At 61.9% G+C, this 26,635-nt stretch carries 30 protein-coding genes; 17 read left to right on the top strand and 13 right to left on the bottom strand.

What is annotated here, in order from left to right:
* The first annotated feature begins 3 nt into the window (after positions 1-3).
* From metW to DLD99_RS27135, 5 genes are read left to right on the top strand one after another with little or no spacing between them, the layout of a single operon-like run.
* On the top strand, positions 4-624 hold the full coding sequence (gene metW / locus DLD99_RS27115) for a methionine biosynthesis protein MetW (RefSeq protein ID WP_096817600.1): 621 nt from the start codon (positions 4-6) through the stop codon (positions 622-624).
* Between the two features lie 26 nt (positions 625-650).
* Positions 651-1,085: a DUF4426 domain-containing protein gene (locus tag DLD99_RS27120; RefSeq protein WP_085709066.1), complete on the top strand. Its 435-nt coding sequence runs from the start codon at positions 651-653 to the stop codon at positions 1,083-1,085.
* The gene (gene rdgB / locus DLD99_RS27125) at positions 1,082-1,678 is read left to right on the top strand and encodes an RdgB/HAM1 family non-canonical purine NTP pyrophosphatase (RefSeq protein WP_085709065.1); all 597 of its coding nucleotides are present in this window, start codon (positions 1,082-1,084) and stop codon (positions 1,676-1,678) included. Before DLD99_RS27120 ends, rdgB begins: the two co-directional genes overlap by 4 nt.
* Positions 1,675-2,880 carry a radical SAM family heme chaperone HemW gene (hemW, locus tag DLD99_RS27130; RefSeq protein ID WP_114886101.1) on the top strand — a complete coding sequence of 402 codons (1,206 nt, stop codon included), beginning with the start codon at positions 1,675-1,677 and terminating at the stop codon, positions 2,878-2,880. Before rdgB ends, hemW begins: the two co-directional genes overlap by 4 nt.
* Positions 2,881-2,900: 20 nt before the next feature.
* A complete protein-coding gene (locus DLD99_RS27135) occupies positions 2,901-3,224 on the top strand; it encodes a DUF3392 domain-containing protein (RefSeq protein WP_085709063.1) in 324 nt (107 codons plus the stop codon).
* Between the two features lie 130 nt (positions 3,225-3,354).
* On the opposite strand, the gene trmB is transcribed toward DLD99_RS27135, so the two are convergent.
* From trmB to DLD99_RS27155, 4 genes are all read right to left on the bottom strand, one after another.
* A complete protein-coding gene (gene trmB / locus DLD99_RS27140; protein WP_039767926.1) occupies positions 3,355-4,080 on the bottom strand; it encodes a tRNA (guanosine(46)-N7)-methyltransferase TrmB in 726 nt (241 codons plus the stop codon).
* A gap of 9 nt (positions 4,081-4,089) precedes the next feature.
* Positions 4,090-4,884 carry a thiazole synthase gene (locus DLD99_RS27145; protein WP_007953385.1) on the bottom strand — a complete coding sequence of 265 codons (795 nt, stop codon included), beginning with the start codon at positions 4,882-4,884 and terminating at the stop codon, positions 4,090-4,092.
* Between the two features lie 60 nt (positions 4,885-4,944).
* Complete coding sequence (thiS, locus tag DLD99_RS27150) at positions 4,945-5,145, bottom strand: sulfur carrier protein ThiS (protein ID WP_007953386.1); 201 nt, start codon at positions 5,143-5,145, stop codon at positions 4,945-4,947.
* Positions 5,146-5,217: 72 nt separating this feature from the next.
* Positions 5,218-5,598, bottom strand: a complete 381-nt coding sequence (locus tag DLD99_RS27155; RefSeq protein WP_085709061.1) for a DUF423 domain-containing protein — start codon at positions 5,596-5,598, stop codon at positions 5,218-5,220.
* Between the two features lie 74 nt (positions 5,599-5,672).
* Here DLD99_RS27155 and mtgA point away from each other — a divergent pair, with 74 nt between their 5' ends.
* A complete protein-coding gene (gene mtgA, locus DLD99_RS27160) occupies positions 5,673-6,395 on the top strand; it encodes a monofunctional biosynthetic peptidoglycan transglycosylase (RefSeq protein ID WP_085709060.1) in 723 nt (240 codons plus the stop codon).
* Positions 6,396-6,466: 71 nt separating this feature from the next.
* Here mtgA and rpoH read toward each other — a convergent pair whose 3' ends face one another.
* The 4 genes from rpoH to ftsY all read right to left on the bottom strand — a co-directional run bounded on the left by rpoH (position 6,467) and on the right by ftsY (position 10,640).
* A complete protein-coding gene (rpoH, locus tag DLD99_RS27165; RefSeq protein ID WP_003229146.1) occupies positions 6,467-7,321 on the bottom strand; it encodes an RNA polymerase sigma factor RpoH in 855 nt (284 codons plus the stop codon).
* 114 nt (positions 7,322-7,435) lie between these two features.
* Positions 7,436-8,461, bottom strand: a complete 1,026-nt coding sequence (gene ftsX, locus DLD99_RS27170; RefSeq protein WP_114886103.1) for a permease-like cell division protein FtsX — start codon at positions 8,459-8,461, stop codon at positions 7,436-7,438.
* Positions 8,458-9,129 carry a cell division ATP-binding protein FtsE gene (ftsE, locus tag DLD99_RS27175; protein ID WP_008065082.1) on the bottom strand — a complete coding sequence of 224 codons (672 nt, stop codon included), beginning with the start codon at positions 9,127-9,129 and terminating at the stop codon, positions 8,458-8,460. Before ftsE ends, ftsX begins: the two co-directional genes overlap by 4 nt.
* Complete coding sequence (ftsY, locus tag DLD99_RS27180; protein WP_114886105.1) at positions 9,126-10,640, bottom strand: signal recognition particle-docking protein FtsY; 1,515 nt, start codon at positions 10,638-10,640, stop codon at positions 9,126-9,128. Before ftsY ends, ftsE begins: the two co-directional genes overlap by 4 nt.
* A gap of 345 nt (positions 10,641-10,985) precedes the next feature.
* Here ftsY and DLD99_RS27190 point away from each other — a divergent pair, with 345 nt between their 5' ends.
* From DLD99_RS27190 to DLD99_RS27210, 5 genes are all read left to right on the top strand, one after another.
* Positions 10,986-12,341, top strand: a complete 1,356-nt coding sequence (locus DLD99_RS27190; protein WP_114886107.1) for a M16 family metallopeptidase — start codon at positions 10,986-10,988, stop codon at positions 12,339-12,341.
* The gene (locus DLD99_RS27195; RefSeq protein ID WP_085709056.1) at positions 12,334-13,821 is read left to right on the top strand and encodes a M16 family metallopeptidase; all 1,488 of its coding nucleotides are present in this window, start codon (positions 12,334-12,336) and stop codon (positions 13,819-13,821) included. The genes DLD99_RS27190 and DLD99_RS27195 overlap by 8 nt, the downstream gene beginning before the upstream one ends.
* On the top strand, positions 13,821-14,429 hold the full coding sequence (gene rsmD / locus DLD99_RS27200; protein ID WP_114886109.1) for a 16S rRNA (guanine(966)-N(2))-methyltransferase RsmD: 609 nt from the start codon (positions 13,821-13,823) through the stop codon (positions 14,427-14,429). The genes DLD99_RS27195 and rsmD overlap by 1 nt, the downstream gene beginning before the upstream one ends.
* Positions 14,430-14,492: 63 nt before the next feature.
* Positions 14,493-15,491: a hydrolase gene (locus DLD99_RS27205; protein WP_114886111.1), complete on the top strand. Its 999-nt coding sequence runs from the start codon at positions 14,493-14,495 to the stop codon at positions 15,489-15,491.
* A gap of 4 nt (positions 15,492-15,495) precedes the next feature.
* A complete protein-coding gene (locus tag DLD99_RS27210) occupies positions 15,496-16,326 on the top strand; it encodes an AraC family transcriptional regulator (RefSeq protein WP_114886113.1) in 831 nt (276 codons plus the stop codon).
* Positions 16,327-16,332: 6 nt separating this feature from the next.
* Here the strand turns inward: DLD99_RS27210 and DLD99_RS27215 are convergent, their stop codons facing one another.
* The gene (locus DLD99_RS27215) at positions 16,333-17,187 is read right to left on the bottom strand and encodes a sulfurtransferase (protein WP_114886115.1); all 855 of its coding nucleotides are present in this window, start codon (positions 17,185-17,187) and stop codon (positions 16,333-16,335) included.
* A gap of 27 nt (positions 17,188-17,214) precedes the next feature.
* Positions 17,215-17,886 carry a TetR/AcrR family transcriptional regulator gene (locus DLD99_RS27220; RefSeq protein ID WP_065258928.1) on the bottom strand — a complete coding sequence of 224 codons (672 nt, stop codon included), beginning with the start codon at positions 17,884-17,886 and terminating at the stop codon, positions 17,215-17,217.
* Positions 17,887-18,032: 146 nt separating this feature from the next.
* Between DLD99_RS27220 and DLD99_RS27225 the strand changes: the two genes are divergently transcribed.
* From DLD99_RS27225 to DLD99_RS27245, 5 genes are all read left to right on the top strand, one after another.
* Entirely contained in the window at positions 18,033-19,463 is a 1,431-nt protein-coding gene (locus tag DLD99_RS27225; RefSeq protein ID WP_114886116.1) for a coniferyl aldehyde dehydrogenase, read from the top strand.
* Positions 19,464-19,487: 24 nt separating this feature from the next.
* Positions 19,488-20,033, top strand: coding sequence for a twin-arginine translocation pathway signal protein (locus DLD99_RS27230; RefSeq protein WP_114886118.1), 546 nt, complete (start codon positions 19,488-19,490; stop codon positions 20,031-20,033).
* Positions 20,034-20,074: 41 nt separating this feature from the next.
* Positions 20,075-21,670: a GMC family oxidoreductase gene (locus tag DLD99_RS27235; RefSeq protein WP_114886120.1), complete on the top strand. Its 1,596-nt coding sequence runs from the start codon at positions 20,075-20,077 to the stop codon at positions 21,668-21,670.
* Between the two features lie 115 nt (positions 21,671-21,785).
* Positions 21,786-22,265 carry a pantetheine-phosphate adenylyltransferase gene (gene coaD / locus DLD99_RS27240; RefSeq protein WP_003229157.1) on the top strand — a complete coding sequence of 160 codons (480 nt, stop codon included), beginning with the start codon at positions 21,786-21,788 and terminating at the stop codon, positions 22,263-22,265.
* A 102-nt stretch (positions 22,266-22,367) separates the two neighbouring features.
* Positions 22,368-22,619 (top strand): YfhL family 4Fe-4S dicluster ferredoxin, encoded by a 252-nt coding sequence (locus tag DLD99_RS27245; protein ID WP_003195146.1) that lies wholly within the window; start codon positions 22,368-22,370, stop codon positions 22,617-22,619.
* A 131-nt stretch (positions 22,620-22,750) separates the two neighbouring features.
* Here the strand turns inward: DLD99_RS27245 and DLD99_RS27250 are convergent, their stop codons facing one another.
* The 3 genes from DLD99_RS27250 to DLD99_RS27260 all read right to left on the bottom strand — a co-directional run bounded on the left by DLD99_RS27250 (position 22,751) and on the right by DLD99_RS27260 (position 24,794).
* Entirely contained in the window at positions 22,751-23,074 is a 324-nt protein-coding gene (locus DLD99_RS27250; RefSeq protein WP_085731548.1) for a multidrug transporter, read from the bottom strand.
* Between the two features lie 67 nt (positions 23,075-23,141).
* The gene (gene mutM / locus DLD99_RS27255; RefSeq protein ID WP_085709046.1) at positions 23,142-23,954 is read right to left on the bottom strand and encodes a bifunctional DNA-formamidopyrimidine glycosylase/DNA-(apurinic or apyrimidinic site) lyase; all 813 of its coding nucleotides are present in this window, start codon (positions 23,952-23,954) and stop codon (positions 23,142-23,144) included.
* Positions 23,955-23,981: 27 nt separating this feature from the next.
* A complete protein-coding gene (locus DLD99_RS27260) occupies positions 23,982-24,794 on the bottom strand; it encodes an HDOD domain-containing protein (protein WP_162803536.1) in 813 nt (270 codons plus the stop codon).
* Between the two features lie 266 nt (positions 24,795-25,060).
* Between DLD99_RS27260 and DLD99_RS27265 the strand changes: the two genes are divergently transcribed.
* Positions 25,061-26,257: a class I SAM-dependent rRNA methyltransferase gene (locus DLD99_RS27265; protein WP_114886124.1), complete on the top strand. Its 1,197-nt coding sequence runs from the start codon at positions 25,061-25,063 to the stop codon at positions 26,255-26,257.
* Positions 26,258-26,635 lie beyond the last annotated feature (378 nt).

The following is a 26,635-nucleotide window of genomic DNA, read 5'->3' on the forward strand; positions in this document are numbered from 1 at the left end:
GCCATGAGAGCTGATCTGGAAATCATCCAGGAATGGATCCCCGCCGGCAGCCGCGTGCTCGACCTCGGTTGCGGTGACGGCGAGTTGCTGACCTGGCTGCGCGACCACAAGCAGGTCACCGGTTATGGCCTGGAAAACGACCCGGACAACATCGCCGAGTGCGTGGCCAAGGGCATCAACGTCATCGAACAGGACCTGGACAAGGGCCTGGGCAACTTCGCCAGCAACAGCTTCGACGTGGTCGTGATGACCCAGGCCCTGCAGGCCGTGCACTACCCGGACAAGATCCTCGACGAAATGCTGCGGGTCGGTCGCCAGTGCATCATCACCTTCCCCAACTTCGGCCACTGGCGCTGCCGCTGGTATCTGGCGAGCAAGGGCCGGATGCCGGTGTCCGAGTTCCTGCCGTACACCTGGTACAACACGCCGAACATTCACTTCTGCACCTTCGAAGACTTTGAAGAACTTTGTCGCGAACGTGAGGCGAAGGTCATTGATCGGCTTGCCGTGGATCAACAGCACCGCCACGGGTGGGCCAGTAAGCTATGGCCTAATCTGTTAGGTGAGATCGGTATCTACCGCGTCAGCAGCCCGGGGCTGCAGGATCACAGAATCGCGGTCTGAACCACGACATTGCGAGGAGAACGAACATGGGACGCCTGATTACCACGCTGCTGGCCGCCTGCCTGAGCCTGTCGGCCATGGCAGCCGATGCCATCAAGAGCGAGCGCCAGGAAACCTTCGGCGACGTGACGGTGCACTACAACACCTTCAACTCGACCTACCTGCAACCGGACATCGCCAAGGCTGCCGAGCTGATCCGCAGCAAGAATCAGGGCGTGATCAATGTCTCGGTGATCAAGGACGGCAAGCCGCTGATCGCCAATGTCACCGGCACGGTCAAAGATCTGACCAGCCAGACCGTGACCCTGAATTTCCGCCAGGTTACCGAACAGGGTGCGATCTATTACATCGCCCAGTACCCGGTGGAACAGCAGGAAACCCGCACCTTCGAAATCAAGGTGCAGAACGGTGACAAGATCAACACCATCAATTTCAACCAAGAGCTTTTCCCCGGCGAATGATGAACCTCAAGCAACTCGTACTGGCCAGCCATAACGCCGGCAAACTCAAGGAACTCCAGGCCATGCTCGGCGAATCGGTGCAATTGCGCTCGATCGGCGAGTTCAGCAGCGTGGAGCCGGAAGAAACCGGTCTGTCGTTCGTCGAGAACGCGATCCTCAAGGCCCGCAATGCCGCGCGCATCTCCGGGCTGCCGGCGCTGGCCGACGATTCGGGTCTGGCAGTGGACTTTCTCGGTGGCGCACCGGGCATCTACTCCGCGCGCTACGCCGACGGCAAGGGCGACGCGGCGAACAACGCCAAACTGCTCGACGCTTTGAAAGATGTGCCTGAAGCCGAACGTGGCGCGCAGTTCGTCTGCGTGCTGGCGCTGGTGCGTCACGCCGACGATCCGCTGCCAATCCTCTGCGAAGGCCTGTGGCACGGGCGCATCCTGACTGCCGCCAGCGGCGAACACGGTTTCGGCTATGACCCGCTGTTCTGGGTGCCGGAGCGTAACGTGTCCAGCGCCGAGCTGAGCCCGAGCGACAAGAACCAGATCAGTCACCGCGCCCGTGCAATGGATCTGCTGCGCCAGCGTCTGGGCTTGAAATGACCCGTGATTCTTCTGCGACGCCACTGATCGTCGGTGGCGCCGCCTCTTCGCCTCGGGCGCCGTTGCCGACACTGCCGCCCCTGGCGCTGTACATCCACATCCCGTGGTGTGTGCGCAAATGCCCTTATTGCGACTTCAACTCCCACACCGCCAGTCCCGTGCTGCCGGAGCAGGAATACGTCGATGCGCTGCTGGCCGACCTCGACCAGGATCTGCACGCGGTGTACGGCCGCGAGTTGAGTTCGATCTTCTTTGGCGGCGGTACGCCGAGCCTGTTCAGTGCCGAAGCACTGGGCCGCTTGCTCGAAGGCGTCAAACAACGCATCCCGTTTGCCGATGACATCGAAATCACCCTGGAAGCCAACCCCGGGACTTTCGAGCAAGAGAAGTTCGTCGCCTACCGCAAACTGGGGATCAATCGCCTGTCGATCGGTATCCAGAGCTTCCAGCAGGAAAAGCTCAAGGCCCTCGGCCGCATCCACAACGGCGATGAAGCCGTGCGGGCGGCAGGCATGGCGCGCCAGGCCGGATTCGATAACTTCAACCTCGACCTGATGCACGGCTTGCCGGACCAGTCGCTGGACGATGCCCTGAGCGATCTGCGCCAGGCCATCGAGCTGAAACCGACGCACATTTCCTGGTATCAGCTGACGCTGGAGCCGAACACCGTGTTCTGGAACCAGCCGCCGGTGCTGCCGGAAGACGACACGTTGTGGGACATTCAGGAAGCCGGACAGGCGCTGCTGGCCGAACACGGTTACGCGCAGTACGAGGTTTCCGCTTACGCCCAACCGGGTCGTCCGGCGCGGCATAACCTCAACTACTGGAGTTTCGGCGACTTCATCGGTATCGGCGCCGGCGCCCACGGCAAGCTCAGCCATCCGGACGGGCGCATCGTGCGCACCTGGAAGACCCGACTGCCGAAGGACTACCTCAACCCGGCCAAAAGCTTCCAGGCCGGCGAGAAAGCCCTGACCAATGACGAGATGCCGTTCGAGTTCCTGATGAACGCCCTGCGCCTGACCGCCGGCGTCGAATCACGCCTGTACCCCGAGCGCACCGGCCTGCCGCTGGAAAGCCTCGATGAACACCGGCGCGAGGCCGAACAAAGCGGTCTGTTGCAGGTCGAACCGTCACGTCTGGCGGCCACTGAGCGCGGACAACTCTTTCTCAACGATTTGCTGCAGAAATTTCTGAGCTGAATGGCTCCCGGGGAAACCGCATGGATTTGATACTCGACCTGCTCGCCACTGTCTCCCGCTGGAGCCGCAGCAATCTTTCGGAAATCGCGCTGGCCCTGGTGGGCTGCCTGCTGGTGCTGTTCGGCGCCGACTTCAAGGGCTGGGTCGAGCAACGCCTGGGCAGCATCGCCGGCGCCCTGCGCGTCCCGCTGATGGCCCTGCTGTGCATGGTAGGCAGCGGCGCAGCGTTGATCTACGCCACGCCGTGGGTGGTGAAGGGGCTGAGCCAGTTCAATAACTACAGCCTGGCGCCGGTGCTGTTGGTGGTGCTGGTTTTGATCGGCGTAGTCGCCGACCGCCGCTGATTTTCAGCACATACAAAACAACTGTGGGAGCGAGCTTGCTCGCGATGGCGGTGTAACAGACGACATAAATGTTGAATGTTATGGCCTCATCGCGAGCAAGCTCGCTCCCACAGTTTTTATTGCGTGATGCTTAGGACTGCTTTTCGAACTTCAGATCCCACACGCCATGCCCAAGACGTTCGCCGCGGCGTTCGAACTTGGTGATCGGGCGTTCGGCCGGGCGTGGTACGCACTTGCCGTCTTCGGCGAGGTTGCGGTAGCCCGGGGCGACGTTCATCACTTCCAGCATGTATTCGGCATACGGCTCCCAGTCGGTGGCCATGTGCAGAATGCCGCCGACTTTCAGCTTGCTGCGCACCAGCTCAGCGAAGGACGCCTGGACGATGCGGCGCTTGTGGTGACGGCTCTTGTGCCACGGGTCCGGGAAGAACAGCATCAGGCGATCGAGGCTATTGTCGGCGATGCAGCGGTTCAGTACTTCGATCGCGTCGCAATCGTAGACCCGCAGGTTGGTCAGGCCCTGAGTCAGCACGCCATTGAGCAGCGCGCCGACACCCGGACGGTGAACCTCGACACCGATGAAATCCTGTTCCGGCGCAGCGGCTGCCATTTCCAGCAGCGAGTGGCCCATGCCGAAACCGATCTCCAGCGAACGCGGCGCGGAACGGCCGAACACCTGATCGTAATCCACCGGCGCGTCGGCCAGCGGCAGGACGAACTTCGGCGCGCCCTGATCCAGGCCGCGTTGCTGGCCTTCGGTCATGCGCCCGGCGCGCATCACGAAACTCTTGATGCGGCGGTGTTGGCGCTCGTCGCCTTCTTCCGTCTGGATTGGCGTGTCGTTCGATTCAGTCATCAATAGCTCTTACTTGATCAGACCATCCAGCGGCGAAGAGGCGCTGGCATAGAGTTTTTTCGGCATGCGGCCGGCGAGGTAGGCCAGGCGGCCCGCGACGATCGCGTGTTTCATGGCTTCGGCCATCATGATCGGCTGCTGGGCGTGGGCGATGGCCGAGTTCATCAGCACGGCGTCACAGCCCAGCTCCATGGAGATGGTGGCATCGGAAGCGGTACCGACACCGGCATCCACCAGCACCGGAATTTTGGCTTCTTCGAGGATGATCTGCAGGTTGTACGGGTTGCAGATCCCCAGGCCCGAGCCGATCAGGCCGGCCAGCGGCATCACCGCGATGCAGCCGATTTCCGCCAGTTGCCGGGCGATGATCGGGTCATCACTGGTGTAAACCATCACGTCGAAACCTTCCTTGACCAGCACTTCGGCGGCCTTGAGGGTTTCGATCACGTTGGGGAACAGGGTTTTCTGGTCGGCCAGCACTTCCAGCTTCACCAGGTTGTGGCCATCGAGCAGCTCACGGGCCAGGCGGCAGGTGCGCACGGCTTCGACCGCGTCGTAGCAGCCGGCGGTGTTCGGCAGGAAGGTGTAGCGATCCGGCGACAGCACTTCGAGCAGGTTCGGCTCGCCTTCGATCTGGCCCAGGTTGGTGCGGCGCACCGCGAAGGTGACGATCTCGGCACCCGAGGCTTCGATGGCCAGGCGGGTTTCTTCCATGTCACGGTACTTGCCGGTACCGACCAGCAAACGCGACTGGTAAGTACGACCGGCCAGAACGAAAGGCTTGTCGCTACGAACGATGCTCATGGGAAATCCTCTGTTGGGGTGAGGGTCTTGCAGAATTCTCGGCCCATCCAGGCCTGGCGACTAGCCGCCGCCGATGGCGTGCACCACTTCGACGTTGTCGCCGTCATTCAAAGTGGTGTCGGCGTGCTGGCTGCGCGGGACGATATCCAGATTGAGTTCGACCGCGACGCGGCGTCCGGTCAGGTCCAGACGGGTCAGCAGGGCCGCAACGGTTTCACCGTCGGGCAGTTCAAAGGATTCACCGTTCAACTGAATGCGCATGCGCAACGCCGCCATCACTTTTTAGGGGGTGGCATTCTAGCCCGATCATGACCTAAAGGTCAGCACCAAGCGTCAAGCGGTTGGCTGCAGGCGCCAGGCGGCGAGTCCGAGGCACAGCCAGCCGATCAGGAACGCCAGGCCACCGAACGGGGTGATGATGCCGAGCTTGCCGATGCCGACGGTGGTCAGCAGGTACAGACTGCCGGAGAACAGCAGGATGCCGATGCTGAACGAGATACCGGCCCAGGCGACCAGACGCCCCTGAAGCTGCGTGGCCAGCAGCGCCACGCCGAACAGCGCCAGCGCGTGCACCAGTTGATAGGTGACGCCGGTGTGGAAGATCGCGAGGTACTCGGGGGTCAGGCGGTTTTTCAGGCCATGGGCGGCGAATGCGCCAAGGCCGACACCGGTAAAACCAAAGAAGGCAGCCAGCATCAGAAAGCTACGCAGCATGTAGAACTCCACTCAGACTCGATCGGCAGGGTCTGTATAATGGCCCGCTCAACCGGTTCGGCCAAGCCATCTCTATGCTGCGTTTATTTCTCCGTCGTTTCACGAAGGCCCTGCTCTGGTTCGCGGGCGGCAGCGTATTGCTGGTGTTGGTGTTTCGTTTCGTGCCGCCGCCGGGCACGGCGCTGATGGTCGAGCGCAAGATCGAATCCTGGGTCGACGGCGAGCCGATCGACCTGCAACGCACCTGGAAGCCGTGGGACGAGATCTCCGATGACCTGAAGGTCGCGGTGATTGCCGGTGAAGACCAGAAATTCCCCGAGCACTGGGGTTTTGACCTGAGTGCGATCAAGGCCGCACTGGCCCACAACGAACTCGGCGGTTCGATTCGCGGTGCCAGCACGCTGAGCCAGCAAGTGTCGAAAAACCTGTTCTTGTGGTCCGGCCGCAGCTATCTGCGCAAAGGACTGGAAGCGTGGTTTACCGCGCTGATCGAAGTGTTCTGGCCAAAGCAGCGGATTCTTGAGGTGTACCTGAACAGTGTCGAGTGGGACGACGGCGTGTTTGGCGCAGAAGCGGCGGCACGGCATCACTTTGGCGTAAGCGCCAAGTCTTTGTCCCGCCAGCAGGCGAGTTATCTGGCAGCCGTATTGCCCAATCCCCGGGTCTGGAGCGCCAGTCACCCGACTTCCTATGTTTCGCGCCGGGCGGGCTGGATTCGCCAGCAGATGAGCCAGTTGGGTGGCGACAGCTATCTGCTGACACTCGATGATTCACGCCGCGCACCCTGGGCCCAATGAGCTTTTGAAGCGCACACAAAAACGCCCCGATCATCACTGATCGGGGCGTTTTTTTATTGCCGGACTACCGGTTACGCGGCAATCGACAACTTGAGCTTGTTCATCGCGCTCTTCTCGAGCTGACGGATCCGCTCGGCCGACACGTTGTACTTCTGCGCCAGGTCGTGCAACGTGGCTTTCTCTTCTGCCAGCCAGCGCTGGTAGAGGATGTCGCGGCTGCGTTCGTCCAGCACTTCCAGCGCTTCGTGCAGATTGTGATTGGAGTTGTCGCTCCAGTCGGCATCTTCCAGTTGACGCGCTGGGTCGTACCGGTGGTCTTCCAGATAGTTGGCCGGCGACTGGAAAGCACTGTCGTCGTCGGCTTCGGCAGCCGGGTCGAAGGCCATGTCATGACCGGTCAGGCGACTTTCCATCTCACGCACTTCACGGGGCTCGACGCCGAGGCTTTCCGCCACACGGTGGACTTCCTCGTTGTTCAGCCAGGCCAGACGCTTCTTCTGGCTGCGCAGGTTGAAGAACAGCTTGCGCTGGGCCTTGGTGGTCGCGACTTTCACGATCCGCCAGTTGCGCAGGATGAACTCGTGAATCTCGGCCTTGATCCAGTGCACCGCAAAGGACACCAGACGCACGCCCATTTCCGGGTTGAAGCGCTTCACGGCCTTCATCAGGCCGACGTTGCCTTCCTGGATCAGGTCAGCCTGAGCCAGACCGTAGCCGGAATAGCTACGGGCAATGTGTACGACAAATCGCAGGTGGGCGAGCACCATCTGCCGAGCCGCCCCAAGATCCTGCTCATAGTAGAGACTCTCGGCCAGTTCACGCTCCTGCTCCGGCGTCAGCAATGGAATGCTGTTGACGGTGTGCACATAGGCTTCCAGGTTTGCGCCCGGAACCAATGCATACGCAGGTTGCAAAGAATTGGTCATACGAAAAAACCTCCGACTTACATACTCGCGCCTTTCGGCACTGCGAAAAATTGACCGGGAACTCAGGTACAAGTTCCCAAAAAACCGCAAGGTCAATCACGCGCAAAAAAGATTCTACTTCGGCGCCAGCTCCCTGAGATGACGTGCGACTGCAATCCATGCACCGATATAACCCAACAGCACCGCGCCAAGCAAGAGCGACAGACCGTCGGCAACTGGCACTCCGGCCAGTGCGAAATCACTGCCGTACAAGCCGGCCAGCCCAACCACCGCGTCGTTCAGCCAGTTCAGGCCGAACGCCAGCACACCCCAGGACAGCAGCCCTGCACCGAAGCCATACAACGCGCCCATATAAAGGAAGGGACGACGCACATAGCTGTCGGTGCCGCCGACGAGTTTAATCACTTCTATCTCTGTGCGGCGGTTTTCAATATGAAGACGAATGGTATTGCCTATCACCAAAAGTAATGCGGAAACCAGCAACACCGTCAGACCGAAGACAAAGCGGTCGCCGAGCTTGAGGATGGCGGCCAGACGCTCGACCCAGACTAGATCAAGTTGCGCCTGTTGTACCTTGGGCAGCTCTGAAAGTTTTTGTCTTAATGCTTCCAGCGTCGGCTTGTCGACCTCGTTCGGCGTCACCAGCACAACGCCCGGCAGCGGGTTTTCCGGCAGCTCGCGCAAGGCTTCGCCCAATCCGGACTGTTGCTGGAACTCTTCCAGCGCCTGATCGCGGCCGACATATTCAGCATCAGCTACGCCGGGCATGCCTTTGATCTGGTCACGCAACGCTTCGCCCTGAGCCGGACTGGCTTCGAGCTCCAGATACAACGAGATCTGCGCCGCACGCTGCCACGAACCACCCAGACGCTCGACGTTGTTCAGCAACAACGACAGCCCCATCGGCAGGCTCAGCGCAACCGCCATCACCATGCAGGTGAAGAAGCTGCCAATCGGCTGCTTACCGAGACGGCGCAGGCTGTCGATCCAGCTGGCGCGATGGCTTTCGATCCAGGCACGAAACAGCGTGGCGAAGTCCGGACCATCATCCTCGTCGTGCTTTTTCTTCTTCGGCGGCTGCGGATCGGCGGCTTTCGGGGCCACGCGCTCGGAAACCTTCGGACTACGTGTTGCACTCATTCGCCAGCCTCCCCATCGCCGATCAATCGGCCGCGTTGCAGGGTCAGCATGCGATGGCGCATGCGCGCAATCAGGGCCAGGTCGTGACTGGCGATCAGCACGCTGGTGCCCAGACGGTTGATGTCTTCGAACACGCCCATGATTTCGGCCGCCAGACGCGGGTCGAGGTTACCGGTCGGTTCGTCCGCCAGCAGCAGGGCCGGACGGTGCACGATGGCGCGGGCGATGCCGACGCGCTGTTGCTGACCGGTGGACAGGTCGCCGGGGTACAGATCGGTCTTGTCCGACAGCGCCACGCGCTCCAGCGCCGAATCGACGCGCTTGGCGATTTCCGCCTTGGACAGCCCGAGGATCTGCAACGGCAGCGCGACGTTGTTGAACACCGTGCGATCGAACAGCAACTGGTGATTCTGGAACACCACGCCGATCTGCCGGCGCAGGAACGGAATCTGCGCATTGCTGATGGTGCTCAGGTCTTGCCCGGCCAACAGCAGTTTGCCGCTGGTCGGACGCTCCATCGCCAGCAGCAGGCGCAACAACGTGGATTTACCGGCACCGGAGTGGCCGGTGACAAACAGGAACTCGCCGCGACGGACTCGAAAGCTCAGCTCATGCAAGCCGACGTGACCGTTCGGGTAGCGCTTACCGACCTGTTCGAAACGAATCATGAACGCTCCCGCTCGGCAAACAGTGCCTGGACAAAGGGTTCGGCTTCAAAGGTACGCAGATCGTCGATGCCTTCACCGACGCCGATGTAGCGGATCGGCAGACCGAATTGCTTGGCCAGGGCGAAAATCACCCCGCCCTTGGCGGTGCCGTCGAGCTTGGTCAGCGCCAGGCCGGTCAGTTCGACGGTCTGGTTGAATTGCTTGGCCTGGTTGATGGCGTTCTGACCGGTGCCGGCATCAAGCACCAGCAGCACTTCGTGCGGCGCATCGGCGTCGAGCTTGCCGATCACCCGGCGAACCTTCTTCAGTTCTTCCATCAGGTTGTCTTTGGTGTGCAGCCGGCCGGCGGTGTCGGCGATCAGCACATCGATGCCACGGGCCTTGGCGGCCTGCACGGCGTCGAAGATCACCGAAGCCGAGTCGGCGCCCGTGTGCTGGGCGATCACCGGAATCTTGTTGCGCTCGCCCCAGACCTGCAACTGCTCGACCGCGGCGGCACGGAAGGTATCACCGGCGGCGAGCATGACTTTCTTGCCTTCCAGTTGCAGCTTCTTCGCCAGCTTGCCGATGGTGGTGGTCTTGCCGGCGCCATTGACGCCAACCACCAGGATCACGAACGGCTTGTTCTGCGAAGCAATCTTCAGCGGCTGCTCGACCGGCTTGAGCATCGCGGCCAGTTCGGCCTGCAGGGATTTGTACAGTGCGTCGGAATCGGCCAGCTCTTTACGTGCGACCTTCTGGGTCAGGCGCTGGATGATCACCGAAGTCGCCTCGACGCCGACGTCGGCGGTCAGCAGACGGGTTTCGAGGTCGTCTAGTAGATCGTCATCGATGGCTTTCTTACCGAGGAACAGGCTGGCCATGCCCTCGCCGATGCTGGCGCTGGTCTTCGACAGACCTTGCTTGAGGCGGGCGAAGAAGCCGGCCTTGGTTTCCTCGGTGCGCGGCGCCTCCACCGGATTTTCGACGACAGCGACTGGCGCTGCGACGACCGGTGCAGGTGCAGGTGCAGGTGCAGGTGCAGGTGCAGGTGCAGGTGCAGGTGCAGGCTCGGGCGCAGTGACAATCGGTGCAACCGGCGCAGCGACCACCGGCTCGGGAATGACAGGAGCAGGTTCGACCACCGGCGCTTGAACAGGCTCGGGAGTGAACGCAACCGGTGCCGGAATCGGCGGCGTGACGTGCGGCGCAGCCTCTTCAACCAGTGCCACCGGCTCTTCCGCCACGGGCAAGGTCAGCCATGGCTGGGCAGCCGGGGTCAGCGGCAGTTCAGCGGCAGCCGGCGCTTCAGGCTCGACTTCGGCCACCGGTTGCAACACCGGCTCGGCAATCGGCAGCACAACCGGCGCCGGCACTTCTTCTATGACAGGTGCTGGCGCCGGGGCTGGCTCAGGAATGGCAGTCGGCTGTTCGACGACGGGTTCCTGCGGCTTTTTGCGCAGCCATCCGAACAGGCTTTTCTTCTCGCCAGCCGCAGCTGGGGTCTTCTTGTCGTCGTTGGAACCAAACATGGAGGACGGCTATCTCACGGTAGCGACGCGCCACAGGGGCGCCCCGGCAAATAAATATTCGATGCAGAACAGACTGTGTTTCACCCAGCTTGTTCACGCGCAACATTTTGTCGAGGCGCCAAAAGCACCTCAAAGGTCTTTAAATACGAAGGACTGGAACGGCATCGTCGGCGAAAACGCAGAGTTTAGCTGACAAACTCAAAGCTTCTGCCGGTAACCCGTACAACCTATAGACCGATCAGTGGCCTGATAGGCGTGGCCGCCAGTAAAACGGATCAGTATCCTAGCACCTCCTCGCCCGCCTAGGCTAAGACCAAGCGGGCAGCCGAACAGGTTTAAAAACGAATGAATGCTCTAGCCCGCCGCGCCGCAGGCCTGCTGCTCAGCACAGTCTGCCTGCCCCTTTCGGCCCTGGCGGCCGACCCGCAACCGACCCACGAATTCACCCTCGACAACGGTCTTAAAGTCGTCGTGCGCGAAGACCATCGCGCGCCAGTGGTGGTGTCGCAGGTCTGGTACAAGGTCGGCTCCAGTTACGAAACCCCGGGCCAGACCGGTCTGTCCCATGCCCTCGAGCACATGATGTTCAAGGGCAGCGAGAAAGTCGGTCCCGGTGAAGCCTCGCTGATCCTGCGTGACCTCGGCGCCGAAGAGAACGCCTTCACCAGCGATGACTTCACCGCCTACTACCAGGTGCTGGCCCGCGATCGTCTGGGCGTAGCCTTCGAACTGGAAGCCGACCGCATGGCCAATCTGCGCCTGCCGGCCGACGAATTCGCCAAGGAAATCGAAGTCATCAAGGAAGAGCGCCGTCTGCGCACCGACGACAAACCGATGTCCAAGGCCTACGAGCGCTACAAGGCCATGGCCTACCCGGCCAGCGGTTATCACACGCCGACCATCGGCTGGATGGCCGACCTCGACCGGATGAAGGTCGAAGAGCTGCGCCACTGGTATCAGTCCTGGTATGTGCCGAACAACGCCACGCTGGTGGTGGTCGGTGACGTGACCCCGGACGAGGTGAAAACCCTCGCCCAGCGCTACTTCGGTCCGATCCCTAAACGCGATGTGCCACCGGCGAAGCAGCCGCTGGAACTGGCCGAACCCGGCGAACGCCAGATCACCCTGCATGTGCAGACCCAGCTGCCCAGCCTGATGCTCGGTTTCAACGTGCCGAGTCTGGCCACCGCCGAAGACAAACGCTCGATCAACGCCTTGCGCCTCATCTCGGCGCTGCTGGACGGCGGCTACAGCGGGCGCATCCCGACCCAACTGGAGCGCGGCGAAGAGCTGGTGTCCGGCGGTTCGTCGAGCTACGACGCCTACACTCGCGGTGACAGCCTGTTCACCCTGTCGGCCACGCCGAACACCCAGAAGAAAAAGACCATGGCCCAGGCTGAAGCCGGCCTGTGGAAACTGCTGGAACAGCTGAAAACCACCGCACCGTCCGCTGAAGAGCTGGAGCGCGTGCGGGCGCAAGTCATCGCCGGCCTGGTTTTCGAACGCGATTCGATCACCAGCCAGGCCACCGCCATCGGCCAGCTGGAGACCGTCGGTCTGTCGTGGAAGCTGATGGACACCGAACTGGCCGATCTGGAAAGCGTCACCCCGCAAGACATCCAGAACGCCGCCAAGCTGTATTTCACCCGCGAACGTCTCAGCGTCGCCCACGTCCTGCCACTGGAGACGACTCATGAGTGAGCGCAAAACCCCACGCCTGTTGCTCGGCCTGATCGCCGTGGCAGTCATTGGCTCCGCCGCGCTGTATCTGGCGCCGAGCGACAACAGCAAGGCCAGCGAAGCGCTGGATAACGCCAAGTCCAGCCAGAAGCTGCAATCGCTGGCCGAGCTCGACGGCAAGGCCCCGGCCAGCCGCAAGCTCGACGTGCAGACCTGGAACACCGCCGAAGGCGCCAAGGTGCTGTTCGTCGAAGCTCGCGAATTGCCGATGTTCGACATGCGCCTGATCTTCTCCGCCGGCAGCAGCCAGGACGGCAACGCGCCGGGCCTGGCCCTGCTGACCAACGCCATGCTCAACGAAGGCGTGGCGGGCAAGGATGTCGGCGCCATCGCCCAAGGCTTCGAAGGCCTGGGTGCGGATTTCGGCAACGGCGCCTACAAGGACATGGCCATCGTTTCGTTGCGCAGCCTGAGTGCCGCCGACAAACGCGAGCCGGCACTCAAACTGTTCTCGGAAGTGATCGGCAAACCGACCTTCCCCGCCGATTCCTTCGCCCGCATCAAGAACCAGATGCTCGCCGGTTTCGAGTACCAGAAACAGAACCCCGGCAAGCTCGCCAGCCTGGAACTGATGAAGCGTCTGTACGGCGATCACCCGTACGCGCACTCCAGCGATGGCAGCGCGCAAAGCGTGCCGAAGATCACCCTGGCGCAACTGCGTGAGTTCCACGCCAAGGCCTATGCCGCCGGCAACGTGGTGATTGCACTGGTGGGCGATCTGTCCCGCAGCGAAGCCGAGGCGATTGCCAATCAGGTTTCCGCAGCCCTGCCGAAAGGCCCGGCGCTGGCGAAGATTGCCCAGCCGCAGGAGCCGAAGGCCAGCGTCGGTCACATCGAGTTCCCGTCGAAGCAGACCAACCTGATGCTCGCGCAACTGGGCATCGACCGTGACGACCCGGACTACGCTGCACTGTCGATGGGCAACCAGATCCTCGGCGGCGGTGGCTTCGGCACCCGTTTGATGAGTGAAGTCCGCGAGAAGCGTGGCCTGGCCTACGGCGTATATTCGGCGTTCAGCCCGATGCAGGCGCGCGGCCCGTTCATGATCAATCTGCAGACCCGCGCGGAAATGAGCGAAGGCACCCTGAAACTGGTGCAGGACGTGCTCGCCGACTACCTGAAGACCGGCCCGACCCAGAAAGAACTCGACGATGCCAAGCGCGAACTGGCCGGCAGCTTCCCGCTGTCCACCGCGAGCAACGCCGATATCGTCGGTCAGCTTGGTGCCATGGGTTTCTACAATCTGCCGCTGAGCTATCTGGACGACTTCATGCGTCAGTCCCAGAGCCTGACCGTCGAGCAGGTCCGCGACGCCCTGAACAAACACTTGAGCACGGACAAAATGGTCATCGTCAGCGCTGGCCCGACCGTGCCGCAAAAGCCGTTACCGGCCCCATCTGATAAACCTGCCGAGCAGCCGCTCGGGGTTCCGGAGCATTAATGGCCAGTCCAAAGAAACCTGTACAAAAACTGCACAACGGTGTGAACCAGTTGCGCATCATCGGCGGCGAGTGGCGCAGCCGCAAACTGAGCTTCCCGGATGCACCGGGCCTGCGCCCGACGCCGGACCGTGTGCGTGAAACCCTGTTCAACTGGCTCGCGCCGTACGTTGCCGGGGCCAAGGTGCTCGATCCGTTCGCCGGCAGCGGCGCGCTGTTTCTGGAAGCGCTGTCCCGTGGCGCGTCCATGGGCCAGGCGCTGGATGCCAGCCATGTCGCGGTCTCGAGCCTGAAAGAACACCTCGGCACCCTGCGCTGCACCAACGGCCAGGTGCAGACCGCTGATGCGTTGCGCTATCTGGAAACCCAGACCGCGACCGCGTTCGATCTGGTGTTCCTCGACCCGCCGTTCAACCAGAACCTGCTGCCCGCCGTGTGCACGCTGCTGGAAGAGCGCCAATGGCTGGCCGATGATTCGTGGATCTACACTGAAAGCGAAACCGCGCCATCGACCCTCGGCCTGCCAGGCAACTGGCGCCTGCACCGCGAGCAGAAATCCGGGCGGGTGTACTACGCGTTGTGGCAACGTATGGCAGTGATCGCCGGTTAACCGACCGGCCTGAAAAAGCGGCGAGTCTCAGCCGAGGCTCGCTGCGCTGCATCGAGAGCAATCGTGTCCCCTTCGTCAAAACCGTTCATTCCCGCCTTCGGCCTCGGCAATCCGCACCTGCAAACCCTGTGGGGGCCGCTGTGGCGCAAGACCGTGCACCTTGATCGCCAGCGCGAACGCCTGTGGCTGGAGGACGGCGACTTCCTCGACCTCGACTGGCACGGCCCGCACAGCGCCGAAGCACCTCTGGTATTGGTGCTGCACGGACTGACCGGCTCTTCCAATTCGCCTTACGTGGCTGGAATCCAGGCAGCGCTCGCCGCCCAAGGCTGGGCCAGCGTCGCATTGAACTGGCGCGGCTGCTCCGGCGAGCCGAACCTGTTGCCGCGCAGCTACCATTCCGGCGCCAGTGAAGACCTCGCCGAAACCATCAAACACCTGAAAGCCAAGCGACCACTGGCGCCGCTGTATGCGGTTGGTTATTCCCTTGGCGGCAACGTGCTGCTCAAGCATCTGGGGGAAACCGGCAGCGCCAGCGGCGTGCTCGGTGCGGTGGCGGTGTCGGTGCCGTTTCGACTGGATCAATGCGCCGACCGTATCGGCCAGGGTTTTTCGAAGGTCTATCAGGCGCACTTCATGCGCGAGATGGTGGCCTACATCAAGAACAAGCAGCGCCAGTTCCAGCACGACGGGCGCGAGGACGGTCTCGCCGCACTGGCTGCCCTCGGCTCGCTGGAAAACATGCGCACTTTCTGGGATTTCGATGGCCGGGTGACCGCGCCACTGCACGGTTTTGCCGATGCCGAGGATTATTATCGCCGGGCATCGAGCCGCTACTTTCTTGGCGAAATTCGCACGCCGACCCTGATCATTCAGGCGGCGGACGACCCGTTCGTATTTCCCCACAGCCTGCCGCAGGCCAGTGAGTTGTCGAGTTCGACCGCATTCGAATTGCAGGCCCGGGGCGGGCATGTCGGCTTCGTCGACGGCTCATTCCGCCAACCGGGTTATTACCTGGAGCGGCGCATTCCCCAATGGCTGGCCGAATCGGGGCGCGGGTGACGGCATGAGCGATCAGGGCGAGTCGATCCGTTTCTGGCAAACCGCGCCATTGGCCGGCGTCGAGCTGCTCTCGGCGCGCTATATCGAGCATCGTTTCGCCCCGCATGTCCACGACGGCTACGTGATCGGCATGATCATGGCCGGCGCCCAGCGCTATCGTTATCGCGGTGCCGAACACCTCGCTGGCAGCGGCACGCTGGTGCTGATCAACCCGGATGAATTGCACACCGGCCACAAAGGCACCGAGGACGGCTGGCTGTACCGGGCGTTTTATCCGGACACCGGCAAGATTGTCTCGCTGCTCGAAGAACTGGAACTACCGACCGCGCCAATGCCGGCCTTTGGGGCGACGCTGTACCGCGACCCGGATCTGGTCAACGGCTTCAGTCAGTTGCACCGTTTACTGGAAAGCCCCGCCACCGCACTGCAACAGCAGACGGTGTGGCGCGAAATGATGATGCTGCTGTTGCAACGTCACGCGGCGGTGCAGATCAACGGCAAACCCGGCAAAGAACACCGTGCGGTGGTGATGGCCAAGGAGTTGCTGCACGCACAACTGGCGGCGCCACCCTCCCTGGAAGAACTGGCGGCGGCGGTGAACCTTTCACCCTTCCACTTCGCCCGGGTGTTCCGCCGCGCCACCGGCATGCCGCCGCACACCTGGCTGATGCAACAGCGGATCGCCTGCGCACGGGGTTTGTTGCAGAGCGGCTGCCTGCCGGTGGAAGTCGCCACGCAACTGGGCTTTGCCGACCAGAGTCATCTGAGCCGGCAGTTCAAACAGGTTTATGGCGTGGGGCCGGCGGCTTATCGCAGTGCGCGGCTGGAGCGCTGAACGCGTTTACTCGCCAGTGGCGATACCACGCGACGGCTCGTTGATCCACTCGCTCCACGATCCGGCATACAGCGTACCCAACGGATAACCCGCCAGACACAGGGCAAACAGGTTGTGACACGCCGTCACCCCGGAACCGCAATACGCCACCAGATCGTTCGGCGAACGCTCGCCGAGTTTCGCGGCAAAGCGCTGCTTGAGTTGATCCGCCGGAAGGAAACGTCCATCGCTGCCCAGATTCTCGGTAAACGCCGCGCATTGCGCGCCGGGAATGTGCCCGGCAATCGGGTCGATAGGCTCCACTTCACCCTTGAAGCGCGGCAAGGCGCGGGCATCGAGCAGGGTCAGAGCCGGTTGGCCGAGGCGTTGCTGCAATTGCTCGGCGCTGAGCAGCAGATGTTTGTCAGGGCGCCCGCTGAACGTCCCGCGCGCCACCGAAGGCGCATCCAGGCTCAGCGGCAGACCGGCCGCGTGCCAGGCCTTGAGCCCGCCATCGAGAATGAACACGCCGTCGCGCTTGCCCAACCACGCCAGCAACCACCAGGCCCGTGCAGCATAGGCACCGGGGCCGTCGTCATACAGAACCACGTCGCTGTCGTTGTTGATGCCGAACGCTTGCAGACGCTCGATCAACGCCGCCGGCTCCGGCAGCGGATGACGTCCGGTCACGCCCTTGGTCACCGGCCCGCTCAGGTCACGTTCAAGATCGGCGAAACTCGCCCCGGCAATGTGCCCTTCGGCATAACTGCGCTGGCCGTAATCCGGGTCTTCGAGGGCAAAACGGCAATCGAGAATCACCAGCCCCGGTTGCTCCTTGCGGGCATCCAGCGTTGTCGGGCTGATCAGTTGCGCAATCGGCATAGCGAACGACTCCTGTGAGCGGATGGGTCAGGACCTTTCTTCGAGGGCCTGGGCCAACGGTACGTAGAATTCTTCGAACAGTGCATTGACCTCATCGCGGGCCTGCTCGGTGACAAATCCCGCTTCCAGCACCAGCACCTGATACACGCCACGTTTAATGGCCTGCTCGCTGAGGTGATTGGAATTTTCCCGGGTGGTGCACAGAAAGCGCACCCAGGAGGTGAGGATGATCCACGCGTTGAGGGTCAGGGATTCGATCTGCACCCGGTCCATTTTCAGGATGCCGGCGGCGACGAAACCTTCATAGATCGCCGCGCCTTGAATCACGCAGCGCTGGGAAAAGCGCCGGTAGCGTGCGGCCAAGTCCGGATCGCTATCGAGCAGATGCTCGAGATCCCGGTGCAGAAAGCGGTAGCGCCACATCGCCGACAGCAGTTCCTTGAGATAGAAGCGCTTGTCTTCGACCGTCGCCGCACGCCCTTGAGGCGGGCGCAGGAAGCTGTCCACAAGGCTTTCGTACTCACTGAACAACACGGCGATGATCGCCTGCTTGTTGGGGAAGTGGTAGTACAGGTTGCCCGGAGAAATCTCCATATGGGCGGCGATGTGGTTGGTGCTGATGCTGCGCTCGCCCTGCTGATTGAACAGCTCGAGGCTGTTCTGCACGATGCGCTCGCTGGTTTTGATCCGTGGGGCCATGGCTTGAGCTTTAATTCAGAGTGCGTTGGGGGGCATCTTACGACCTAACCGGAACGGGATAAAACCATGATGCCCAAGGAAGTCATTTGACTTTCTAGAGCATAGACTCTAGAAAGTTCCTCACGACAACAAATCCGGAGCCGACAATGACCGCCGATATTGCCTACCTGCAATCGTTGCAACAGCCGCTGGAAGAGCTCAACCGGTTGTTCGACGCGCAGCGCGCCGCCTACGCCGCCAACCCGATGCCGCCTGCCGCCCAGCGTCAGCAGTGGCTCAAGGCCTTGCGCGACCTGCTGAGCAGCGAACGGCAGGCATTGATCGAGGCGATCAGTTCGGATTTCAGCCATCGCAGCGCCGATGAAACCCTGCTCGCCGAGCTGATGCCGAGCCTACACGGCATTCATTACGCCAGCCGGCATATCAGCCAGTGGATGAAACCTTCACGGCGCAAGGTCGGCGTCGCCTTCCAGCCAGCCTCGGCGAAAGTGGTGTATCAGCCACTGGGCGTGGTCGGCGTGATCGTGCCGTGGAACTACCCGTTGTTCCTGGCCATGGGCCCGCTGACCGGCGCGCTCGCAGCAGGCAACCGGGTGATGCTCAAACTCAGCGAATCGACCCCGGCCACCGGCCTGCTGCTCAAGGAATTGCTGGCGCGGATCTTCCCTGAAGATCTGGTGTGCGTGGTGCTCGGTGAGGCCGATGTCGGCGTGGCGTTCTCGAAACTGCGCTTCGACCACCTGCTGTTCACCGGTGCCACCAGCATCGGCAAGCACGTGATGCGCGCGGCGGCGGAAAACCTCACGCCGGTGACCCTGGAGCTGGGCGGCAAATCCCCGGCCATCGTCTCCCACGACGTGCCGCTCAAGGACGCCGCCGAACGCATCGCCTTCGGCAAGACCCTCAACGCCGGCCAGACCTGCGTGGCGCCGGACTACGTGCTGGTGCCGGAAGAACGGGTCGGCGGCTTTGTCGAAGCCTATCGCCAGACCGTGCGCGGGTTTTATCCGACACTCGCCGACAACCCGGACTACACCGCCATCATCAACGAGCGCCAATTGGCTCGACTGAACAGCTACCTCAGCGACGCCACCAGCAAGGGCGCGCTGCTGATTCCGCTGTTCGATCAGGGCCAGGGCCGACGCATGCCCCACAGCCTGCTACTGAACGTCAGCGACGAGATGACGGTGATGCAGGACGAAATCTTCGGCCCGCTGCTGCCGATCGTGCCGTACCGGGACCTGGATCAGGCATTTGCTTACATCAATCAGCGCCCACGTCCTCTGGCTCTTTACTACTTCGGCTACGACAAACGCGAACAGAACCGCGTGCTCCACGAAACTCACTCCGGCGGCGTCTGCCTCAACGACACGCTGCTGCATGTGGCCCAGGACGATATGCCGTTCGGCGGTATCGGGCCTTCGGGGATGGGCCATTACCACGGACACGAAGGTTTCCTGACCTTCAGCAAAGCCAAGGGTGTACTGGTTAAACAGCGCTTCAACGCGGCGAAGCTGATCTATCCGCCGTACGGCAAATCCATTCAGAAACTGATCCAGAAACTGTTCATTCGCTAACGTCACCGCCGGGTAATAACAACAATGCACCCAAGCCTGACCGAAACACCCGCCCTCACGCGCCGTGGCCTGCTGAAATTCAGCCTGGGCGCCACAGCTTTCCTCGCCACCGCCGGGCTCGGCGCCAGTCTCAGCGGCTGCTCGTCGAGCGTTTCAGCCAACGGATTCGCCACGTTGCGCAGCGGCGATCTGCTGTTTCTGCGCGCGCTGATTCCGGTGATGCTCGAGGGCGCCGTCGCGGTGGAAAAGATGCCCGCCGCTGTCGATGGAACCCTGAAGTCCCTGGACTACAGCCTCGATCGCCTGTCGCCGGAAATGCTCAAGCTCACCCGGCAACTGTTCGACGTGCTGGGCATGGCCGTGACCCGGGGACCGCTGACCGGAATCTGGGGCAGTTGGGAAAACGCCAGCCCCGAGGCGATCCGGCACTTTCTCGAGCGCTGGGAAAACAGCTCGTTGAGCCTGCTGCGCATGGGTCACAGCTCCCTCCAGCAAATGGTGATGATGGCCTGGTACACCCGCGCCGAATCCTGGGCCCACTGCGGTTATCCCGGCCCGCCCACGGTTTAAGACCCGCGACGCCTCCGAACAATAATAAGAGAGCCTGATTGATGCCCGTACCCGACCCGTTTCGCGAAGGCCTTGCCCGTGGCTGGAAAACCTACAGCGGCGCCCAACTGTCCGACGACCTGACCCTGGAAACCGACGTGGCCATCATCGGCAGCGGTGCCGGCGGCGGCACCACGGCGGAAATCCTCAGCGCCGCCGGCTACAAGGTGCTGCTGATCGAAGAAGGCCCGCTCAAGACCAGCAGCGACTTCAAGATGCTGGAGGACAAGGCTTACAGCAGCCTCTATCAGGAAGGCATCGGCCGCATGAGCAAGGACGGCGCGATCACCATCCTTCAGGGTCGCGCGGTCGGCGGCACCACCCTGATCAACTGGACCTCGAGTTTTCGCACCCCCGAGCCGACCCTCGAACACTGGGCCAAGGAACACAACGTCAAAGATCACAGCCCCGCCGACATGGCGCCGTGGTTCGAGAAAATGGAGCAACGCCTCGGCGTCGCCCCGTGGATGGTGCCGCCCAACGCCAACAACGACGTAATCCGCAAAGGCTGTGAACAACTCGGCTACAGCTGGCACGTGATCCCGCGCAACGTGCGCGGCTGCTGGAACCTCGGCTACTGCGGCATGGGCTGCCCGACCAATGCCAAGCAGTCGATGATGGTCACGACCATTCCGGCGACCCTGGAAAAGGGCGGCGAGCTGCTCTATCTGGCCCGCGCCGAAAAACTGCTGATCAACGGCGACAAGGTCACCGGCCTGCAATGCGTGGCGATGGACGAACGCTGCGTCGAGCCGACCGGGCGCAAGATCACGGTCAAGGCCCGCCATTACGTGCTGGCTGGCGGCGGGATCAACAGCCCCGCCCTGCTGCTGCGCTCGGATGCGCCGGATCCGCATCAACGCCTCGGCAAGCGCACGTTCCTGCACCCGGTGAACATGTCCGCCGGACGCTTCGACGAGGTCATCAACCCGTTTTACGGAGCGCCGCAGTCGATCTACTCCGACCATTTCCAGTGGAAGGACGGCACCACCGGGCCGATGGCCTTCAAACTCGAAGTGCCGCCGTTGCACCCGGCGCTGGCCGCCACCCTGCTCGGCGGCCTCGGCCAGGAAAACGCACAGCACATGGCGGATCTTCCGCACACCCACGCCATGCTGGCGTTATTGCGTGACGGGTTTCACCCGGACAGCCAGGGCGGCAGTGTCGAATTGCGCGGTGATGGCTCGCCGGTGCTCGATTATCAGGTTTCGCCGTACGCCTGGGACGGTTTGCGCCGGGCCTTCCACGTCATGGCCGAGATTCAGTTCGCCGGTGGCGCCAAAGCGGTAATGCCGATGCACGCCGATGCGCGTTATGTGAACAGCTTGGCCGAAGCACGCAAAATGATCGACGGCTTGAGCCTGGAGCTGTACCGCACCCGCCTGGGTAGCGCCCATGTCATGGGCGGTTGCGCGATGGGTGAAGACCCGAAAACCGCCGTCACCGACAGCCTTGGCCGCCATCATCAGTTGCGCAATCTGTCGATTCACGACGGCTCGCTGTTCCCCACCAGCATCGGCGCCAACCCGCAGTTGTCGGTGTATGGTCTGACGGCGCAACTGGCGACATCCCTCGGCGAACGGCTGAAAAACCCGTGAAAAAGCCGAAGATTCGTACCGTCCATAGTGCTTTCTTACCCAAAAGGCGACTTGGCCGACCGGGACGGCTGCGATACCATCCGACTCCCCAACGGATTCCCGCCAGGACGACGCGATGAACCGAGTGTTGTACCCAGGTACCTTCGACCCTATTACCAAGGGCCATGGCGATCTGGTCGAACGCGCCTCGCGCCTGTTCGACCATGTGATCATCGCCGTCGCCGCCAGCCCCAAGAAGAATCCGCTGTTCCCGCTGGAACAACGGGTCGAGCTGGCCCGCGAGGTCACCAAACACCTGCCGAATGTGGAAGTGGTCGGCTTCTCGACGCTGCTGGCGCATTTCGCCAAGGAGCAGAACGCCAATGTGTTCCTGCGTGGTTTGCGCGCGGTGTCGGACTTCGAATACGAATTCCAGCTGGCCAACATGAACCGCCAGCTGGCGCCGGATGTGGAGAGCCTGTTTCTCACCCCGTCCGAACGTTATTCGTTCATTTCCTCGACCCTGGTGCGGGAAATTGCAGCCCTGGGCGGCGATATCAGCAAGTTCGTCCACCCGGCAGTGGCTGATGCCCTGACCCTGCGCTTCAAGAAGTAACGACCGTTCAAACGGCGCCCGCGTGCACTGCGGGCGCCAATGCGGCACAATTGCGCGCATTGATTTATTGCGCCCGGGCCCGCCGCCCCGGCTGGAGTTAGCATGTCCCTGATCATCACCGACGATTGCATCAACTGCGACGTCTGCGAACCTGAGTGCCCGAACGCCGCCATTTCCCAGGGCGAAGAGATCTACGTGATCGACCCGAACCTGTGCACCCAGTGCGTCGGCCACTACGACGAACCGCAGTGCCAGCAGGTCTGCCCGGTGGATTGCATTCCACTGGACGAAGCCCATCCGGAGACTGAAGAACAGTTGATGGAGAAGTACCGCAAGATTACCGGCAAGGCCTGAGTCCTGCAGCGCCCCCTTCGCGAGCAAGCTCGCTCCCACATTTGAAATGCACTCCTCTGTGGGAGCGACGGTGCGACGACTCGACTTGCTCGCGAAAGGACCATCGGCAACACCGCAAAAAGCGGATTAGCTCACTCGCGCTGCTCGAATCCTTCCCCGGTACAGCCCAGGCAACGCACGAACGCCGCTTTCGCCGGCGCCACCACCAACGCCTCCCCCGCATCGCCGACACCGCCACCCAGCGCGGTAAACGGCAACGACACCACAAACACGCCCGCACCGATCACTGTCGCCGCCACCAGCAAGGGGCGGGCAATCAGCAGATCGCCGATCATGGCGTAGGCCGGTGGATTCTGGATGGCGTATCGCGGATCACCACTGCCGCCTTCCGTGGCCTGAACGGTCAGGCTGGAACACAGCAGCAGTGCGAGGAGCAGGGCTTGCGAGGACTTCATGGCACGATCCTTCGGGCTGAACAGTGAGACAACTCACTATAGACCGTAGGACTTTTTCAGCTTTTCGTCAGGTCTGGCAGCGCGGGCAGAAGACACTGGCCCGCTGGCCCAGCTTCACTTCCCGCAGGCCCGTGCCGCAGACCTTGCAGTGTTCGCCACCGCGGCCGTAGACAAACAGCTCCTGCTGGAAATACCCCGGCTGCCCGTCGCCACCGATGAAGTCGCGCAACGTGGTGCCGCCGCGCTCGATGGCGGCGGCGAGGATGCGTTTGATCTCGATCGCCAGCTTCAGATAACGCGCCCGGGAAATGCCCTTGGCTTCACGGCGCGGATCGATGCCGGCGGCGAATAGCGCTTCGGTCGCGTAAATATTGCCGACCCCCACCACCACCGCGTTGTCCATGATGAACGGCTTGACCGCCATCGACCGGCCGCGTGACAGCTGATACAACCGCTCGCCGTCGAACAGATCGGTCAACGGCTCCGGCCCCAGACGAATCAGCAATTCGTGATTGAGCGGATCGTTGCTCCAGAGCATCGCGCCGAAACGTCGCGGATCGGTGTAGCGCAGGGCCAGACCCGACTCCAGTTCGATATCCACATGCTCATGCTTGGCCGCCGGCATCCCGACTTCTACCAGCCGCAAATTGCCCGACATGCCCAGGTGGCTGATCAGCGTGCCGACTTCGGCATTGATCAGCAGGTACTTGGCGCGCCGCTCGACCAGCACGATGCGCTGCCCGGACAGGCGCACATCGAGGTCTTCGGGAATCGGCCAGCGCAGCCGCCGGTCACGCACGATCACCCGGCTGACGCGCTGGCCTTCCAGGTGCGGGGCGATGCCGCGGCGGGTGGTTTCGACTTCCGGCAATTCAGGCATGAGCGTCTCGAATCTTGAGTGTCTTGATCAGTGTGCGCCGAGTTCGCGGATCGTCTGCTTCAGGGTTTCGAAGTCGTAATCCGAGAGACCGATGTATTCCAGCACCAGCGGCCCGACAGCCTGCCACTCGAAGTCTTCGCTCTGGTTGCCCAGCACCCGGTACGACGCGCAGATGTGCTCGGCCATTTTCAGGATCGCCAGCAGGTTTTTCATCTGACTGTTGCGCGAAGTCTCGTCGCTGAAGATCGCCATGGCGTTGTGGTGGTTGGCGATGGCCGCACTGACGTGCTCCGGCAAGCGCCAGGACTTGGCGGTGTAGTAACCGACCACCGAGTGATTGGTGTTGTAGACATCGTTCTCGGTGTCCACGACCCGGCGTTCGGCACTTGCGTTGGCGTAGGCCTTTTCGAGCGTCGTCATGTAATCCGGGAAACGCTGAAGCATCAACGGCACGCCGCAGTCATGGAACAGGCCCAACGCGTAGGCCTCGTCGCTCGCCTCGGTGCCGACGCGCTTGGCCAGGGTCAGGCAGGTCATGGCCACGTCCTGGGCGGTGTCCCAGAAACGGTTGAGCGTGACGATAGTGTCGTCGTTCATCTCGCCCTTGATCGACTGCGCGTTGATCAGGTTGATGATCGAGCGACTGCCCAGCAGGTTCACCGCGCGCTTGATCGAGGTGATCTTGTTGCTCAGGCCGTAATACGGCGAGTTGACGATTTTCAGCAGAGAGCCGGACAGGCCGGGGTCCTGGGAGATCAGCTTGGCGATCGTCTCCAGGTCCGGGTCGGGCATGTACTGCTCCATTTGCAGATCCACCATGATCTGCGGTTGCGCCGGCACGCTGATGCCTTGCAAGGATTGTTGAATCTGTTCGGTGGTCAGCTCTTGGGACATAAGTACATACTCTTGGACAGGCGGCGATTCTAACCCCTAAAAACCGACGAACGACACATCGGGGGCAGATCGGCGGAAACTTTCATTCAAGACCATGGACAGAATTCTGCCTTCCTCCGTTTGCGCGCCGGGCCTGTGCGCCACATGTCCAGCACCGAACCCGCCTGCGTCGCAACACGGTATACTCCCGCTCTTTTTTCCGGAGCGACGTCATGTCCCTGCCTAGCTTGCGCCTCAAAGCCAACGCCGACCGTCGCCTGCGCGCCGGCCACCTGTGGGTCTACAGCAACGAAATCGACGTGGCCGCCACCCCGTTGCACGGCTTCAAGGCCGGCGACCAGGCGATCCTCGAAGCCGCCGGCGGCAAGCCGCTGGGCATCGTGGCCATGAGCCCGAACAACCTGATCTGCGCCCGCCTGCTGTCGCGCGACATCAAGCTGCCGCTGGACAAGTCGCTGCTGGTGCACCGCCTGAACGTGGCCCTTTCCCTGCGTCAGCGCCTGTTCGACAAACCGTTCTATCGCCTGGTCTACGGCGACTCTGACCTGCTGCCGGGTCTGGTGGTCGACCGTTTCGGCGACATCCTCGTGGTGCAGATCGCTTCCGCCACCATGGAAGCCCATAAAGATGACGTGATCGCGGCGCTGACCCAGGTGCTCAAGCCAAGCGGCATTCTTTTCAAGAACGACTCCGCCGCCCGTGACGCCGAAGGTCTCGAGCGCTACACCGAAACCGTGTTCGGCCTGGTGCCGGAGTGGGTTGCTCTGGAAGAGAACGGCGTGAAATTCGAAGCCCCGGTAATCCAGGGCCAGAAGACCGGCTGGTTCTACGACCACCGCATGAACCGCGCACGCCTGGCGCCTTACGCCAAAGGCAAACGCGTGCTGGACCTGTACAGCTACATCGGTGGCTGGGGCGTGCAGGCTGCCGCATTCGGCGCCAGCGAAGTGTTCTGCGTCGATGCCTCGGGCTTCGCCCTCGACGGCGTTGAGCGCAATGCCGCGCTGAACGGTTTCGCCGACAAGATTACCTGCATCGAAGGCGATGTCTTCGAAGCCCTGAAGGAACTCAAGGCCAGCGAAGAACGCTTCGACGTGATCGTGGCCGACCCGCCTGCGTTCATCAAACGCAAGAAGGACATGAAAAACGGTGAAGGCGCCTACCGTCGCCTGAACGAGCAAGCCATGCGCCTGCTCAACAAGGACGGAATCCTGGTCAGCGCTTCGTGCTCGATGCACCTGCCGGAAGACGATCTGCAGAACATCCTACTGACCAGCGCCCGCCACCTGGACCGCAACATCCAGCTGCTGGAGCGCGGTGGTCAGGGCCCGGATCACCCGGTGCACCCGGCCATTGCAGAAACCCGCTACATCAAGAGCATCACCTGCCGTCTGCTGCCCAACAGCTGACAGACGCACGGCATTGACGCTATCGAAAGGGGAGCCCACGGGCTCCCCTTCTTTTTGTCTTGCACTTTGCTTTCCTACATTTATCGTCCTGCCGTCGTGCAGGACATTTCCTTAACTATTCTATTTAGTGGCATTCAACTTACACACTTACTTCCAGCCAAAGATCACTCCGACAAAATTACTGGATTATTCCTACTTAATATTTGCTTGCGATTAATCCATTACAAACTATTATTAAGTCGTCACCACGAAGGTGGCACCAACTAACCACGAAGCAACAATGAACAAGGAGTTCAATCATGAAAGCAATTACTCTGGAATCCCGCACCCTCGCAAACCTGGCTTTTCTGGTCGCACCTAAAGCCCGTTAAGTAAGGT

The organism is Pseudomonas kribbensis (genome assembly GCF_003352185.1).
Classification (GTDB): Bacteria; Pseudomonadota; Gammaproteobacteria; order Pseudomonadales; family Pseudomonadaceae; genus Aquipseudomonas; species Aquipseudomonas kribbensis.